Source organism: Vibrio sp. GJ43-1, from assembly GCF_055808835.1.
On the sequence record NZ_CM147885.1, the window covers coordinates 319533 to 335695 of the forward strand.

Below are 16163 nucleotides of genomic sequence, written 5' to 3' on the forward strand. Positions count from 1 at the left end.
ACAGCTAGGGATTTGGCTATGACTCACTCAAACAAAACACGTCAACAGATAATTGGCGAACTAGACACCTACATCTCAGGTGGGGCAAATTCTCCAGGAAGAAAATTTTCAGAAGTAAGCACTCCGATGCTGATAGCAGAAAAAGCAAGTGGCGCTTACATTTGGGACTCTGAGGGTAATCGCTATGTAGACTTCGTTATGGGATTAGGGCCTTGCTTATTAGGACATTCACCAACCTGCGTCACTAAAACTGTAAAAGAACAAATTAGCAAAGGGCTTGTGTTTGGGCTATCACATAGAAGTGAACCAGAACTCGCTAAAATCATAGTCAACTCATCAAAACACATAGATAAAGTTCGCTTCACCTGCAGCGGCACCGAATCCGTCATGACCGCACTGCGTATTGCTAGAGGCATTACCCGAAAGCAGGTTGTAGTTAAATTCTCTGGTGGGTACCACGGGCATTGTGACACGATCTTGAGTGGTGCTAACAAAAAATCGATCTCTGACAACTTTGGTACGGACGGCATACATCCGAGCCTTAAAAACGCAACTATCACCTGTCGATACAACGATGATGATCAAATTAATGCGATTTTTGACCAGTATGTAGATGAAATAGCAGCAGTCATCATTGAACCTGTAGCCACAAATATGGGTCTCGTACCTGCCAAAATCGAATTTCTCAAAACCCTACGTTCTTTGTGTTCGAAACATAACTCACTACTAATATTCGATGAAGTAGTTTCTGGTTACCGCTTTGGGTTCGGACCCGTTTCAAACGAACTAGGCATTTACCCCGACCTGACAACATTTGGAAAAATTATAGGTGGAGGTTTAGCTATCGGCGCTTACGGAGGACCTGAGGGAATAATGGCTCAAGTTAGCAATGAGGGCGGCGTATTCCAGGGCGGTACTTTTGCTGGAAACCCCCTAACCATGCAAACAGGAATTAGTACCCTCAGAGCACTTGAAGACGAATCCATTTACGAAGCGCTTAGCGCGGTAACAGATGTCTTCACCAGAGAATTGCGTTACAGATTTGAAGAGTACGAGCTTCCCTTTGATGTAATTAAGAAAGGACCACTAGTCAGCCTGATACTTGTTGAGTCGTTAACCAATCTGAACTCTCTAGACGATGTCAAAAAACAAGATCAACTCATTTTCTCTGAGTTACACAATAAACTTGCTAATGATGGCTTCTTAATACCACCAACTATAGAAGAGCCAATATTCTTCTGTAGTGAACATACAGAGCAACAAGCTCTAGAGCTTGCACGACTAATTTCTCTACACCTAAACGTAATCTACAAAAAATAATTATGAATTCTAATATTGTACTGGAAAGAATAGAGCGTCAGTCCCAACTAACACCCAATGCTATTGCTATTAAGCACGGTGAGGAGAACTTACGATATTCAGACTTAATCGGCTTTGCACGAAACCTCTCCCTAGACTTACTAGAAGCGGGGGTAGATAAATATCACATTGTTCCAATAATCTCCCAAGGGGGAATAGACTATGCAATCTCCCTCCTCGCCATTTGGATGTCAGGGGCAGCGTTCGCACCCATAGATGCAGATGCACCTGAAGTACGCATTTCAAGCATGTTAAAAACCTTAGGGTCAAAAGTTGTTATCAACACAACAAAGAATCGAATTGTGAGTGGTTCCATGCGTTACTATCATTGTGAGCACACGCAAACAATACTCGGGAATTATGAACCCCCGATTTTCGGTGACACTTCTTATGGTTTTTTCACTTCAGGCACTACAGGCGAACCCAAATGCTGCTTAAATCAACACAAAGGATTAGCAAACAGGTTCGAGGTAATGTCCGAAACCTTTACGCTAAATGTTGGTGATGCAGTTTTACAGAATAGCAAGCACACGTTTGATTCCTCATTATGGCAACTACTATGGCCACTAACTGTTGGAGGAAAAGTAATTATCCCTGAACGAGATGGTATTTTAGACATAAAGTCGACACTAGATACAATTAAGGGAGAGCAAATAGTAATGGCAGACTTTGTACCGTCAGTCTTGAGTGTTTACCTGCAATTTATGTCATCTATGGAAGACGGAGCAAACTACTTTCGATCCTTCCGAAATATTTTGGTTGGTGGAGAAGAAGTAACTCTCAACCTAGTACAAAAAATCCGAACGATGTGCCCTTGGATTCAAGTAACAAATACTTATGGTCCAACGGAAGCATCAATAGGTTTCGTCTTCCACCACTTTACCGGAGCCGAAACAACTGCCGTTCCACTCGGCAAGCCAATAGCCAACACAAATTATATATTACTTGATGAGCGAATGAATGAAATTATTGAACCTGGAGCACTAGGACAAATTGCAGTGTTAGGAGCCGGAGTTGGCCTTGGTTATATTGGCCTTCCTGAATTAACTGCACAAAGGTTTAGACGCATTCAACGTCACTCTGGTCTTAACGAACTAAGCTATTTAACAGGTGACATAGGTAGCATTGATAATGGATTGCTCTACTTTCACGGCAGGGAGGACAATCAAGTTCAGTTAAATGGAGTAAGACTTGAATTAACCGAGATCGAAACAGCGATCGAGTCCATAGAAAATGTAACTTGCGCAAAAGTAACGATTGATGAAAACAATAATGCCAAACGTATCTTGGCTGTCATAACCGCGGACACAATTCTAAGCGAACACGAGATTCGCAGTAAGTTGTCAAGCTTTCTTCCCTCTGAGTTTATACCAAAGAAAATACTCCAAGTGCCTGACTTTCCTAGGAACAATAACGGAAAGATAGATAGGAATAACCTTCTTTCACTCTTCAAAGTAAACGCCCCAACACTCCAAGTAAACGATGAAATCGTAGAATTACTCTCGAATTATTGCGTCGCTTCCGATATTAAACCGGAGATTAATTTCGACTCACTAGGCATTGATTCAATCAACCTGATCTGCATAGCGATAGAGATAGAGAAAAAATTCGGCAAGCGTATCACCTCTAAAGATCTCGCTGAGATTTCTACCATTGCTGAACTCGAGGAGATTGTTACGACAAACTCAGCTAAAACAGATACCGCGAGTGCACCCAAATCATCACCCCAACCCACATCACAAGATACAAACGAACTAAAATTTACCGAATCCATTTTCATCTCTGGGGCAAGTGGTTACTTTGGTATTCACCTTCTTTGCGAGTTGCTTGAAGCTAGTCGATACAAAGCCATCTGCCTAGTCCGAGCAGACTCTGACATAAACGCAGAATTAAGACTAATAGAGTGTGCAAAACAATATAAAGTACACGACCTAATAGATTGGAGTCGCGTAAGCGTTGTCGCGGGAGATATTACGAAACATAAAATGGGCTTGTCTGATGACGACTATGATGAGTTAGCCCTAAAGACAACACATATACTCCACTCCGCAGCAATTGTTAACTTCAATAAGAGCTCAGATTCGTTAAGACTACCAAACGCACAAGGGGTTACAGAAGTCTGTAAATTCGCGCTTCGAGCGCATGCGCGTAAATTTCACTACGTCTCGAGCCTTGCTGTTGAAAAACTTCTTAATAATAACTCCTCTACCAGCGGCTATGCTCAAACCAAATATGAAGGCGAGAAGAGAGTCTCAGAACTCAGCAAGTTCAATGTAGATGTAACTATCTCACGAGTTGGCGATCTAATGCCATCTGATAAATATAAGGTACCTAATAGCAATTCATTGTTGGTTGCGTCACTACGAGTATTCAAGTCCCTCAACCAACTAGTGACCAACTATGGCAACGTATCTTATACACCGATAGACGTGGCTTGCTCGGCGATCGTTTCAATCTTTAACTCAAAGATCGAAGCCTTCGAACACCCCCAAATAGTCCCCCTGTACCCCAAAAGAAAGGTTAGTTTAAAGTGCATCGTTGAAAGCCTAGCCAAAAATGCAAAGGAGATACAATACAAAGAGCCTAAATACATCATTGAACAGATAATTACAAAATCTGAGACATTAAATCTAAATAAAGATGAGATGGTTATCGTTGACACACTAATGAATGCTGACGAGAGCGAGCAATGGCATCTTTTCGATAAATCGGTAGAACACTTTAATACTGGAAAATCAGTCTACTATTGGCCAAGCATTGACCGCGATTATCTACACCGCAACTTAAAGGAAATTTGATAATGAATATTGAATACACAACCAACATTCCCCCCAAACGTGAGGAAGTATTCGAACTTTATCAAGCTGTAGGATGGAGTTCAGCGAACAAGCTTGACGAACTAATGCTTGCACTTAAAGGGGCACATTCACTTAACTGTGCATACTATAACGGGCGTCTGATTGGTCTAGCGAAAACTATCTCAGATGGCGCATTAGTCGTTTACATCAGCCATATATTAATACTCCCCGAGCACCAATCCAAAGGGATAGCTAGCGAACTAATGGACAAAATAATGAAAAGATACGAACACTTCCATCAAAAAGTCTTACTTGGAGATAATAGATCATTCCGATTTTATGAGAAGTTTGGCTTTAAAGAAGCTGACATAAAGCCAATGTGGATTTATTCAGGATCTGATCACTAAAAGGAAGCAGCATGGACATTACAACGATAATTCTATTTACCACTTCAATCACCCTTCTTTCGTTGGTACCAGGACCAAGTGTCTTACTTGTAATGGTGCAAAGCACAGGGGTTGGCTTGAAGTCAGGTTTAATAACAACTTTCGGAATTGTCTTAGGAGCTATGTTATTTTTCAGCATAGCATTCTTTGGTATTAACTCCGCGCTAGATCAGAGCGGTGCTCAAGGATTCTATCATTTGATACAATCTGCTAGCGCACTATACCTAGGGTGGGTGGGTTACAGTTTAATTACGTCGACTGCCCAAAATTCAACCAAAGCAGAGAAATCTGAAGAGAAATTCACAACAAAAGAGTTTGTGGCTGGTCTATCCATTGCAATGGGTAACCCAAAAACCATCCTTTTCTATGCATCCATCCTGCCTAGTTTTGTCGATCTTACAAATAGTAGCACGAGTGATTTTATCATTTGCCTTGCAATTGTTGGGATCTCCACAGCACTAGTCCTCTCACTATACGCATTGGTTGGTCATTGGATGCGCGAACACATTGCTTCAGGTTATCTAGAGCAATGGGGCAATAAGATCGCTGGTGGCTTTTTTATCCTCATGAGCATATATCTTGTTTATTTATCCGCGATCAACACAATACTAAACTAACCACAAGCAATGCGTTAACAAACACACCACTAAGATCTTCAAACACATCGGAAAGGAGCCCTACGCTCCTTTTTCTGAGTATCACAAATATTGTAGCAATGAGTCCTTATTGGCATACATTCTGAATGTATTGCATGGCGTGGGGGAGCGGCCTAGCAGAGATACAAAACGCTAGCCCACCCTAATGTTCAGGGAACCCATCAGTACAAGCCAATAAGTACTTACCCTTTTACTCGCGTCTGTAATCGAATACTCGAACCTATTATTCGGATTACTTTTTATAGGGAAAGGTCCGTTCTCAGGATTTAAATAAGTTTTCAACTTAGCTCTTAATGGGGCAGATCTGAGTTAAGCTGATTCACCCCGTCGGCAAAGGTCTGGAGAGAAGCTTGCCAGCTACTTTCCTAAATTAGCGATGCATGAATAACCACAGGTAGAGCAAAACCTCTAATTAAGTGGCCAAGTTCACTCAGCTACTACAAACCGACCGACCACGGTTCAGAGCTTTTTAGACCTACATAGGTCTAAAAGTCTACAAGTTAGGCCAACCTCACTGGTCGCAATATAGGTCAAAGCAATTGACTGCGATGGTGTTGGGGTAAAGCGTTTTCGCTTGGGTTTCCAGACATGTATTGGTTGCACTCAAGTAGTTATAAGCAAGTTCACTCTTACCCTTCAACTTCTCAATCAATATCGACATATCTGGTCTACAGGCTCCTTCCCAATAACCTTTATGCATGTAATGTGAGTGTGCTCGAACCACTAAGCCACATATAACCAATTCTGGGATTGTTGTAACAATTTCTTTAAGTTTATCATTGGCCTTAATTGTTGGTTCGGTTGAGAGCCATATATCATCAGTATACTCGATTAAGCACATACTCTTATTCGTATCATCATACCAATGTTGGGTCCGGTAACTATCTAATCCCTCAGGATTTTTAACCATATCAAGCAATAGTTTTAGTGTGCTAGATAGATTAACTTTAAATGTGAATGCTGCTTGATTGACAGCATTTGAAGCAATTGCGGAGTGAAAATCAGAGAAGTTATTTTCATTGAGTTTAGAAAAGTAGATTTTTAACTCATCGATATTTTTGATCTTTAAGTATTTCAACCAGTTAGAGTGCTCTGTAAATAGTGGTTGTTGTAAGAAACCACAAAGTCTAACTCCAACATCAACTAAATAACTAAAATCCACCCGATGTTTAGAGAATTTTCTCTCCACAACTAACCACGGAAGTATATCTTCTAAGTGATCAGCCTTTTTATATGTTGATATATCTAGCGGAGTGTTACACATCATCAAGATGTGCTGCATAACGATATGTGGTGAAAAGCTCAACGCCCAATCACTAGATTGAGACATCGGTATGACCAAGTTCATCGCGCTAGCATATTTACCCTTTAAAGCTTTCGCCAACAAGTCTTGTGCTCTGGATTCGTCACCAACCAACTGTAGTACAAATAACTCTCTACAAATTGAATACACTTCAAATAGAGACTGTAAGTTGTAAGCTTCCTTAGTGGGAAAAATTGTATCAGCAGGTGACTGTGAGCTTATATAAGCACGATTCTTGGAGCTGTCATGGTAGTAATCATGGTTCCCACAAAGAGATAAACCACATCTTTCAGCGCACCACTCAAAGACTGTTGACAACATATTTGAAAACTCACCCCGAGGCATATTTTCCTGCGGCAGTTTGTCTCCATACAAGTAGTCGAGTAGAACATTAACCTTATGAAGGTGTTCAAAGACGTGCTCTAAATAAGAAAATGAAACTTCGTCATCTGCAAGAACAACTTTAGCTTTTAAATTTCCATCACGTTCCCACCATTCACGGAGATTCATGCCGCTATCTGGATGTAACCCAAGCTCAGACAGTTTATGGGAAAGCCAACTCACATCACGTGACCATGTCTCGTTTAAGCGCCAATAGAATACACCTGCAATACTGCTGGTCATTAGTTGATGATGGGCGAACTCATGTTGCTCAGTTAAAAATGCCAACTTTTCATCTTCGGATAGGTTCTTCCATATCTCCTTCTTGGATCGTAGCGAACCTTCCATTTTCTTATTGACCTCAACCGAAGTCGAAATTGGAACGTTCACTCCAACCATATCTCCAATTAGTAGATAACTCCCATGGTTACCAGACATAACTATCCTTTGTCTTCGGAGCTTTCGTTAGAAATGATTCCATCTTTATCTTTGACTACATACTCTTGTTTCTTACTCCTTAACTCTGATATTACATAACCCACAATAACACTTACTAGCTCATCTTTTACGGCTTCTAAAATATCGGTTCCAAAAGATAGAACAAAGTTAAAAACTTCGGATTCAGACTTATTCCCAGCAGTAGCCATCGGGTACACTTCTAAATTAGTCACACTGTTTTTGTTTTCATTAATGAAAGCCATCAATTGCGCTTTCACCTCATTGTCAGCACAATTGATAGTCACCTTAACCTGTTGGTTGTTATTTATTCTTTCCAGCTCTATCACATTTACCATGTGGTATACCCCCTTCTCTATTTATACTCTATTAAGTACTTACGACTTCAACCTTCCGCAGAATTTCTTGCACCTCATAGTACCAGCACATTAGCATGTGTTTGCTGTTCACACACAGACATGATCGCATTAGTAATAGTACTGGCAACGAATAATGGGTTATTGATGTTGATTATCCGCTCTAACGCGGAAAGGGGCAAAACCAAGTTACAGCCTATCCAGTTGAATGGCATTTATAAGGCATAGAGCCGAGGGGGGAAATAGGTAGCGCCGTATCGAACGAGAACCCAAAATAGGATACTCAAACGCTACTTATACCACGCTAACCAAACAGTAGCGCTTTTATCAAAAATATTGCCCAGATTTGCAAGGCAATGTATTCCAGTTTTATCAATAACTCCATGTCGTACTCCCTCTTCCTTGGGGTACTTTAGTTATATCAATTTCATTCAGGTATCACAGTGAATTATCTTCATGAACACAATGGGGAGTTTACCTCCCCTCATGATTGTGTCATTAAAGCTTAGCGATATCGTCGCTCTTTATGAGGCGTCAAACGTTCCGGTTGAGATAAAGCTTAGGATAAGGCGAGTCACGTAAGGATCTCGTCTTAGCTTGTCATGTTTAATGTCCACTTCAACAAAATCTTTCATGCCTTCTAATTTGGTCGACTCAACCGACACTAGCCCATCGTTGGAGTTATCAAACATACCGCTAAAAACAGGGTAGCTCTGTGTCCCGGCAATCACACCAAATTCATAGTTTGGTTGCGGCAGGCTATTTGGAAAACTGTTTGGATCCGTGGTCAATGACGTGGCCGTTTCTCCTAATAGTGACAATAAGCCGTTGTTCACAAAAAAATCGGCGACATCGCTACCATGATTAGGCGTTCCTAAAAATACCACCTCTCCCATCTCTTTAGACGACACAAAGTCGGGGTGATTGGCTAGATATGAGCGAATCACAAGCCCACCTAATGAGTGACCCACAAAGTGTGTTTTTGATTGATTAGTGTGAACAAAATCCGCTTCTTCAAACTGGCTAAGACAGTTTGAAATGGCACTGGCACTTTCACCCAGTGTGTTATCAATGGATTGGCGAAGTGTTGGATAATCAACCACGCAAACTTGATAGCCCTGCTTCGAGATTAGGTCTGACATGGTTTGCATTGACCACGCACTGCGACCGAGTCCATGAACAATGACGACCTGCTGGCTTTGATGGTTCGATAATTCACTTTCTGTTGGCTCGGCATCGGGTTTACTGCACCCAAATAAGGTCAATGCAGCGCCTAACATCACAACAACTTTCCACTTCATACTGTACCTCCGCGTTGATCCAAGCATATCAAAGTGGTACTACCACGACTAGATAAACAAGACGCGATCTTAATTCAAAATAATCAGAATTAAGTCAGAAATCTGATATAGCAAAATTTGGTTCAATTTTTAGATAACATTCAGATACATAACCATGACAACCGTTCAGATAAGTCACTTGCCCATTTTCTTGGTCTCTCTACCTCACTTGTGACACCAAACATGAATGCTCACAGCACGCTTTCTATCAATAACATCCTGCCACTTTTTGAGCTTAGCGATATAACTTACTGAGAACATGACTCCATGATTGCAATGTCCTACTAATTCGTCGTTGCCGACAAATGCCACATTACATCAACAAAACATGACATCACTTGCACGACTCATTCACCAAATCAATATGAACATGGTTTGATATTAATTCCATATTCACTACCTTACTCATGAGTGCACTCAATTAATTCACACTTTTGCCGCCTAACAACGTTAATCGTCACAGATAGCCGTGACGTTATCCGCGCGTCATTGCGCGGCTGGAATTAAACGAGGATATGCCATGACACCATTAAAAAATACAAATCGGCTAGCTTCCCTGCTTTACATCGCTGCTGGAACCACCATGATACTTGCCCCTTTAACGGCATCGCTCACCGCGAGCGCGAATGCATTAGATACTGATGGCGACGGCATCATTGACAGTGAGGATGTCTATCCATGGGACCCCGACAAACACGCCTTACCCACTCACTTTCTCCCAGCCATCGTTGAAGCAGAAGACTACGATTTAGGGGGGCAAAACATCGCTTATTTTGAAACCACAGAAGACAATCGTGGTGGCAAGAACTACCGTAATGATGCCATCGATATCTCGAACCATTCAGGCTACTTTCATGTTGGCTGGTTTGCGCGTAGCGAATGGATGAACTACACCGTCGAGGTGCCGAAAGACGCCTATTTTGAGTTCTCTGCCTGGTTAGGGTCCACAGCAAGCACAACAAAAAACCTCGAGCTCGCCGAAGGGAGTAAGGTTCTCGCTCATCTGCCTTTTTTATCTTCCACTCAAGTTGCTCGCGAGTTTGAACCGACTGACCCCCAAACCATCTATCTAACCCAAGGTAAGCACACGCTGACTCTTAGAGCGATAGATGGTTCGGTACGAGTCGATAAACTTCAATTTAATCTCTCGCCTTTATCCAAAGACTCTGACGGAGATGGCATCGTCGATGCCGAAGACGCCTTCCCTAATGATCCCAATGAATGGATCGACACCGATCAAGATGGGATTGGCAACAATCAAGATATTGATGATGATGGCGATGGTGTGAATGACGACATGGATGATTATCCCCTTGACGCGAGTCGCTGGGAAAACCAAGTGACGATGGTTGTGCCGGACTCTTGTGATGGATTAGAAGATAAGCAACTGCTGTGTGATGTGTTAAGTAATGACGTTGACCCAGAGCAAGATGAGTTGCAGATTATCATTGACCAAGCACCTCGTTACGGCACGCTAACCATCACTGCGGAGCATGTTCTGTATACGCCCAACGTAGGCTTTGTTGGACTGGATGACTTTACTTACTCAGTTGACGATGGGTTTAACCGTTCAGAGTCAGCGGTGGTTGATATCCAAGTGAATCGCACCACCCCTATTAATAACGCTGCCCCTATTTACACTGCAGGATGGGAAAATGGCACATTACACTCCGAACTTCCTGGCGAGCTCACGCCGTCTTTTTCTAGTGACCTCGACTCGCTGACTAAAGAGCCCACGAGTTATCACTATTACCAAACGGAAGCAGTGCCATGGGCAAGAACAGGCGAGCGAGTGTTAAAGGTGTTTGGAGAACCACCAGCCTATCGCTCTGAAGCGGCATTTATGAGCAGCATTTACCGATTCTCACCCGGTGAAGAGTCCTATTACAGCGCGAGTATTCGTCCCGACGAGTCGTGGCAAACCGTCACTAAATATTCGGTGATTATTACTCAATGGAAGTCATTTAGTTCAGGTCCCCATGCGGCGATCCGGTTAAGTAACGATGGTAAATTTGCACTGACGTACCATTCAAGTGGTCAGCCCGTCGTCGACCTAGGTACAGCACCACAAGACACATGGACGGATATTCGTGTGTATTTCAAGAAATCACTGGGTGACGATGGTCATGTTAAAGTGTGGGTAAATGGTGAGTTGAAACTTGATCGAGCAGGAAAAACATTACTGGTTGGCAACGACGGTTATATGAAATTTGGCATGTATACCGAAATTCGAAGCCCTAAGACACTCTACTTTGACAATATTTCGGTATCTAAAGCCATTAACCGCTCACTTGCAGAATGGGGGCAAAGTCCAGTAGATGGCATCTATAACGATAGTGATGAAGATGGAATAAGTAACGGGTTAGATCGCTATCCTTTTGATGCGACTCAATAGCCTGAACCCTCGTAGGCTAACAGACCAAAAACATGGATGTTTGGGCGAGTACTTCCTTCGTGACAAAACCAAACAGCAATCCCAAAATAAGGGCTTTGAACACCATCGTCATTGCTCTCTCCTTGGCTGGTTGTGAAATGCAAAGGACATGTCGATATCTGCTTTACTTAAAAAATGATAGGCGAGATAGGAGCCTAAATTTTACTGTAATTTATAAGCATAGCGCCTATTGGCCAATAACGCAGGTCATGAAAAACAAAAAGACAGCCACCGAAAGTTGGCTGTCTTTATCAAATCACACGTAACACATTAAGCGAAAACGAATAAACGCGCCGAATGCACGCTATTGCATCGTCTCTTTAAACTGTTCTAACAAGGAACGTTGTTGATCGCTCAGATCCGTTGGCACTTTGATCTGAATTCTCACCAACAAGTTACCTGTTTCTCCTTTACGACTGGTCACCCCTTTCCCTGTCATTTTGAATTTTCGCCCGTGCTGAGTCCCAGCAGGGATGCGAAGTTTAAAACGACTATCAAGCACGTTGACTTCAATCTCACCACCCAACGCCGCTGTGATCATATCGACGGGGGTATTACAGATGAGGTCATTTTCATCTCGTTCAAGAAACGCGTGTGCTCTGGTGGCGATAATCAATAACAGATCGCCTGCTGGTGCGCCGTATGACCCCGCGCCACCTTTACCGGAGAAACGTATCTTTTCACCGTCTTTAATACCCGCGGGTATTTTAACGTTGATCTTTTTATGCTCACCGTTAATTGGCAGCTCAACGACCTTATCTGCGCCTTGAATCGCGTCGACAAAGTCAACGGTTAGAGTAAACTCGCTATCTTGACCACGCTGAGGTCGAGGTTGACGCCCTCGTCCTTGAGAGAACATATCTTCAAAACCGCCGAAACCGCCGCCAAAACCTTGTCCGCGCTGTCGGAATGCATCACCAAAGATATCATCGAATCCTCCATGGTGACCACCACGTCCGCCATGCCCGCCATTTTCAAATGCCGCGTGACCAAATTGGTCGTATTGACGTCGCTTATCTTTATCCGTCAAGATTTCGTACGCTTCCTTGACTTCCTTAAAGCTCGCTTCCGCCGCCGCATCACCCGGGTTTTTATCTGGGTGGTACTTCATTGCTAGCCGTTTATAGGCTTTTTTAATTTCTTGTTCGGAGGCACCTTTCGAGACCCCTAGCACGCTGTAATAATCTTTTTTAGACATGCTAAAACCTCATTACTCATCATCTAAATCAAAAAAGAGCGTGCTCGCGATCGGTCACGCTCTGAATACCGACAAGTTTATGTATTATTACGGATAACTCAACTCTTTATTACCGTGAGAACTCGGTTTCGCTGCCAGCGATAAACGTCGCCTACCTCACACTCCAACGTTTGAAACACGTCTCGCTACTGATTCCTATCGATGTCATATGAATGTAATGAAGTGCATATACGGTGCATACTGATTACTAGACAGAGCAAAGCGTACGAAACCCGTTACGTTTGAAACACGTTGACAACAATTGTTTCACTATTGATACGGCGTTCTGTGATCTACAACCAAGATCCAATGCTTGTTAATCGCTTTGCCTAATATGACATGGATCGCATAGCGCTTCTCTGTTCTTATAGAGGGGCTATTTATATGACGTTAATGGGTGAACTCAAATAAACACTAACTTACTCACGAGAAGAAAGCACGTTTACACTCCCCCGCACGTCTTTGCGCTTGTAATAAAAGGAGTAATACAATGCCAAAGGAAAACCAATATTCTCATATTTCGAGTAATGCTCGACTACGTAATACAACGGCTATGATCCTCGCAGGAGGAAAAGGAACTCGGCTTAAAGAACTCACCTCTAGCGTTGCAAAACCAGCAGTGTCATTCGGTGGTAAGTTTAAAATCATCGATTTTGCATTATCCAACTGTATCAACTCAGGTATCCGAAAAGTGGGGGTACTTACGCAATATATGGCGCAAGACCTGATCACTCATATCCAAACGGGTTGGCAATCAACGTACTCGGCGCTAAATGAAGGGGTACACATCATTCCTGCCCAGCAACGTGTCGGTGAAGACTGGTACCGCGGTACGGCAGATGCGATTTACCAAAACTTAGACCTCATTAAACGACACGACCAAACAGAACGAATTCTAATTTTGGGTGGCGATCACATCTACAAAATGGACTACTCACGCATGGTCAATTTCCATGTGGAAAGTGGCGCAGACGTTACTGTCGCTTGTATCCAAAAACCAATCGAGGAAGCGTCGGAATTCGGAGTGATGGGGCTTAATCAAGACGGCGACATCATTAATTTCGTAGAAAAGCCAAGTAACCCACCGTCGATGCCAAACGATGAAAGCAAAGCTCTGATCTCTATGGGTATCTATATCTTCAATCTGGATGTACTTGATAACGAATTAAAACAGGCGCTTAACGATCCAAATTACAAGCATGACTTTGGCCATAACATCATTCCAAGCCTTATCGGCCGTAGTAAGTTAAAAGGCTACGTTTTTAGCGAAAAAGGTCACCCTGGTGCCAACGGTTATTGGCGTGATGTGGGTCATGTAGAAGAGTACTACGCTGCAACGATGGATCTACTTGCCCCAACGCCTGAGCTAGATCTCTACGATACCAGCTGGCCAATCATGACCAGCCAGGTACAGCGTCCTGGCGTAAAGTTCTTATTCAATGAACCCGATCGACGTGGTTTTGCTATTGATTCTGTACTGTGTGCTTAGGCGCGATCATTTCCGGCGCGCAGATCAAGCACAGTCTTATTTCATCTGACGTAAGAGTGGAAGACCGTGCAGAAGTCACAGACTCTATCCTTCTGCCCAATGCCACCGTAGGAATGGATTGTAAACTTCAAAAAGTCATTGTTGGTGAGGGCTGTCAAATTCCTGATGGTATGATCATCGGCTTTGATGCTGAGCAAGACAATGCCCGCTTTACCGTATCAGAAAATGGTATCGTGCTAGTGACGAACGAAATGATTGATAAGCTGGTAGAAGGTGTGGTGCTTCCGCTAAAAGGCGAGAGCGAAGCGACGGCCTAAGTATAAATAATCAATGACTCAGCCACACAAAGAGCCGCGATATCGTGGCTCTTTTTTATATTCACACTAAGACCAATCAAACTAAGACAAATCAAACTATCTAACCCGCCTCCTAGTACAAGCGCCTCCACTTTACTTCATATTAGGTTCACGCTAAAATTTGAACATACGTTCAATTAAGAGAAAAGCATTATGGCCAAAACGGCTAAATTCCAACGCGAGGAAGTCATACATAATGCTATGCTGTTGTATTGGGAAAAAGGCTATCACGCCACCTCTATGCGTAGTTTACAAGACGCAATCGATATGCGACCTGGCAGTATCTATGCGGAATTTGGCAGTAAGGAAGGGCTATTCCAAGTGGCATTAGAGCATTACGCAGAGCAAAGCATTAGACGCCTGTCTGACACTATCTGTGCATCTTCTTCTCCTTTGCTAGGTTTAAAGAGCTTTGTCAGCGCTGCGGTCATTCCCAATGAGCAACCAATGCCAAGTCACTTATGCATGCTGGCAAAGACCATTGCAGAACTTACCGAAGACAACGCAGAATTGCTTAACAGTGCCAGGCAAGCTCTGCTTAGAATTGAAAATGAATTTGAGAAGGTAATAAAAGAGGCACAGGAATGTGGCGAAATAGACCCCTCACTCGACGCCCAACGCTTAGGTCAATATGTTCAGATACAAATTATGGGTATTCGAAGCTACGTGCGCGCCAGTCAATCTCGACCAGAACAAAGTCAATTACTCATCGACGATATTTTTGCGTTAATGATTTAGCTCAAGTTCAATCCGTACAAAGTTTTCATCTTCATATTGGAGTTGATACGCAAAAACATCATTCGCATAGATAGTACCAAGGAATAGGTGCTTTTCACGAACTGTCCCACGAAATAGAATAGAGATACTGCTCACCAACTGATTTTTAGTACCAAAGTGACTATTAAGATCATCAGATAACACACACAACAAGCAACTATCTTCATCATGCTTAAGGTCGACGTGTCTTGGGCTAGAAAGTAGTGCGGTGGTACCCAGTTTTTTTTCAATTTCGCGAATGAGCAGCAAATAACTATCTAAATGCGGTTGCATGACTTCAGGTTTTGCCTCAATGCCAATCAACAGTACCTCTTCTAGATCAACTTGAGACTTTTTGGCCTGTAGACTCATCGTCTTAAGCTGCTTACGAATGGCTTTGTATTTATTGCTTTTGAGTTTTGGTTTTAACCAGCGAACCAGCAAATCATTGCATTTATCACGATCAAGGTGCATAGACTTTGCATCGCGTTTTTTGAATTCTAGGTGTAAAAGGGCGTGAAGAGACACCTCAGTCAATAGTTGAATTGAATCTGAGTTAGACGTACTGATGTGCTTTGAACCGATTCCGTTGTTCTGCATGTAGTCTGTGTACTTATGTAGTCTATGTACGAATGTGCTCTGTGTACAATAAGGAAAGGAATGGTGCCGAGAGAGGGACTCGAACCCTCACACCATAGGCACTAGCACCTCATGCTAGCGTGTCTACCAATTTCACCATCTCGGCATCAATGAGTACAAACGTCCGTTTGTTATCATTTTGGTTCCAATTTTCTGG

At 42.7% G+C, this 16163-nt stretch carries 13 protein-coding genes and 1 tRNA gene; 8 read left to right on the top strand and 6 right to left on the bottom strand.

Translation table 11 applies throughout. The annotated features are described in order from the left end of the window. The first annotated feature begins 18 nt into the window (after nt 1-18). The 4 genes from AC0L66_RS18750 to AC0L66_RS18765 are packed head-to-tail and all read left to right on the top strand — an operon-like array spanning nt 19 to nt 5220. Nucleotides 19-1320 (top strand): aspartate aminotransferase family protein, encoded by a 1302-nt coding sequence (locus AC0L66_RS18750; protein ID WP_473570367.1) that lies wholly within the window; start codon nt 19-21, stop codon nt 1318-1320. A 2-nt stretch (nt 1321-1322) separates the two neighbouring features. Continuing rightward, nucleotides 1323-4157 (top strand): non-ribosomal peptide synthetase, encoded by a 2835-nt coding sequence (locus tag AC0L66_RS18755; protein ID WP_473570369.1) that lies wholly within the window; start codon nt 1323-1325, stop codon nt 4155-4157. Nucleotides 4158-4159: 2 nt separating this feature from the next. After that, complete coding sequence (locus AC0L66_RS18760; RefSeq protein WP_473570371.1) at nt 4160-4564, top strand: GNAT family N-acetyltransferase; 405 nt, start codon at nt 4160-4162, stop codon at nt 4562-4564. An 11-nt stretch (nt 4565-4575) separates the two neighbouring features. Beyond that, nucleotides 4576-5220 (top strand): LysE family translocator, encoded by a 645-nt coding sequence (locus AC0L66_RS18765; protein WP_473570373.1) that lies wholly within the window; start codon nt 4576-4578, stop codon nt 5218-5220. Between the two features lie 550 nt (nt 5221-5770). Here AC0L66_RS18765 and AC0L66_RS18770 read toward each other — a convergent pair. From AC0L66_RS18770 to AC0L66_RS18780, 3 genes are all read right to left on the bottom strand, one after another. Continuing rightward, a complete protein-coding gene (locus AC0L66_RS18770; RefSeq protein WP_473570374.1) occupies nt 5771-7381 on the bottom strand; it encodes a hypothetical protein in 1611 nt (536 codons plus the stop codon). 2 nt (nt 7382-7383) lie between these two features. Continuing rightward, entirely contained in the window at nt 7384-7737 is a 354-nt protein-coding gene (locus AC0L66_RS18775; protein WP_473570376.1) for a hypothetical protein, read from the bottom strand. A gap of 542 nt (nt 7738-8279) precedes the next feature. Then, nucleotides 8280-9056 (bottom strand): alpha/beta fold hydrolase, encoded by a 777-nt coding sequence (locus AC0L66_RS18780; RefSeq protein WP_473570377.1) that lies wholly within the window; start codon nt 9054-9056, stop codon nt 8280-8282. Between the two features lie 559 nt (nt 9057-9615). Between AC0L66_RS18780 and AC0L66_RS18785 the strand changes: the two genes are divergently transcribed. Next, nucleotides 9616-11490, top strand: coding sequence for a heparin lyase I family protein (locus AC0L66_RS18785; RefSeq protein ID WP_473570379.1), 1875 nt, complete (start codon nt 9616-9618; stop codon nt 11488-11490). 343 nt (nt 11491-11833) lie between these two features. Here the strand turns inward: AC0L66_RS18785 and AC0L66_RS18790 are convergent, their stop codons facing one another. Further along, nucleotides 11834-12727 (bottom strand): DnaJ C-terminal domain-containing protein, encoded by an 894-nt coding sequence (locus tag AC0L66_RS18790; RefSeq protein ID WP_265675960.1) that lies wholly within the window; start codon nt 12725-12727, stop codon nt 11834-11836. A gap of 529 nt (nt 12728-13256) precedes the next feature. On the opposite strand from AC0L66_RS18790, the gene AC0L66_RS18795 reads away from it, so the two are divergent. The 3 genes from AC0L66_RS18795 (at nt 13257) to AC0L66_RS18805 (ending at nt 15349) form a co-directional block, all read left to right on the top strand. Then, nucleotides 13257-14255, top strand: coding sequence for a sugar phosphate nucleotidyltransferase (locus AC0L66_RS18795; protein ID WP_473570380.1), 999 nt, complete (start codon nt 13257-13259; stop codon nt 14253-14255). After that, nucleotides 14246-14572: a GlgC family sugar phosphate nucleotidyltransferase gene (locus tag AC0L66_RS18800; RefSeq protein ID WP_473570381.1), complete on the top strand. Its 327-nt coding sequence runs from the start codon at nt 14246-14248 to the stop codon at nt 14570-14572. Before AC0L66_RS18795 ends, AC0L66_RS18800 begins: the two co-directional genes overlap by 10 nt. A gap of 192 nt (nt 14573-14764) precedes the next feature. Next, nucleotides 14765-15349, top strand: a complete 585-nt coding sequence (locus tag AC0L66_RS18805; RefSeq protein WP_473570383.1) for a TetR/AcrR family transcriptional regulator — start codon at nt 14765-14767, stop codon at nt 15347-15349. On the opposite strand, the gene AC0L66_RS18810 is transcribed toward AC0L66_RS18805, so the two are convergent. Together AC0L66_RS18810 and AC0L66_RS18815 are read right to left on the bottom strand one after the other, a co-directional pair. Then, nucleotides 15338-15952 carry a DUF2913 family protein gene (locus AC0L66_RS18810; protein ID WP_390902946.1) on the bottom strand — a complete coding sequence of 205 codons (615 nt, stop codon included), beginning with the start codon at nt 15950-15952 and terminating at the stop codon, nt 15338-15340. The two genes, AC0L66_RS18805 and AC0L66_RS18810, sit on opposite strands and share 12 nt — an antisense overlap. Before the next feature lie 76 nt (nt 15953-16028). Then, nucleotides 16029-16112, bottom strand: a tRNA-Leu gene (locus AC0L66_RS18815). Between the last annotated feature and the right edge of the window lie 51 nt (nt 16113-16163).

Excerpts from the sequence above, each read along its gene's own strand:
- AC0L66_RS18790 (WP_265675960.1), bottom strand. The coding sequence starts at position 12,727 with ATGTCTAAAAAAGATTATTACAGCGTGCTAGGGGTCTCGAAAGGTGCC.
- AC0L66_RS18775 (WP_473570376.1), bottom strand. The coding sequence starts at position 7,737 with ATGGTAAATGTGATAGAGCTGGAAAGAATAAATAACAACCAACAGGTT.
- AC0L66_RS18765 (WP_473570373.1), top strand. The coding sequence starts at position 4,576 with ATGGACATTACAACGATAATTCTATTTACCACTTCAATCACCCTTCTT.
- AC0L66_RS18760 (WP_473570371.1), top strand. The coding sequence starts at position 4,160 with ATGAATATTGAATACACAACCAACATTCCCCCCAAACGTGAGGAAGTA.
- AC0L66_RS18750 (WP_473570367.1), top strand. The coding sequence starts at position 19 with ATGACTCACTCAAACAAAACACGTCAACAGATAATTGGCGAACTAGAC.
- AC0L66_RS18785 (WP_473570379.1), top strand. The coding sequence starts at position 9,616 with ATGACACCATTAAAAAATACAAATCGGCTAGCTTCCCTGCTTTACATC.
- AC0L66_RS18795 (WP_473570380.1), top strand. The coding sequence starts at position 13,257 with ATGCCAAAGGAAAACCAATATTCTCATATTTCGAGTAATGCTCGACTA.
- AC0L66_RS18780 (WP_473570377.1), bottom strand. The coding sequence starts at position 9,056 with ATGAAGTGGAAAGTTGTTGTGATGTTAGGCGCTGCATTGACCTTATTT.
- AC0L66_RS18770 (WP_473570374.1), bottom strand. The coding sequence starts at position 7,381 with ATGTCTGGTAACCATGGGAGTTATCTACTAATTGGAGATATGGTTGGA.
- AC0L66_RS18805 (WP_473570383.1), top strand. The coding sequence starts at position 14,765 with ATGGCCAAAACGGCTAAATTCCAACGCGAGGAAGTCATACATAATGCT.
- AC0L66_RS18755 (WP_473570369.1), top strand. The coding sequence starts at position 1,323 with ATGAATTCTAATATTGTACTGGAAAGAATAGAGCGTCAGTCCCAACTA.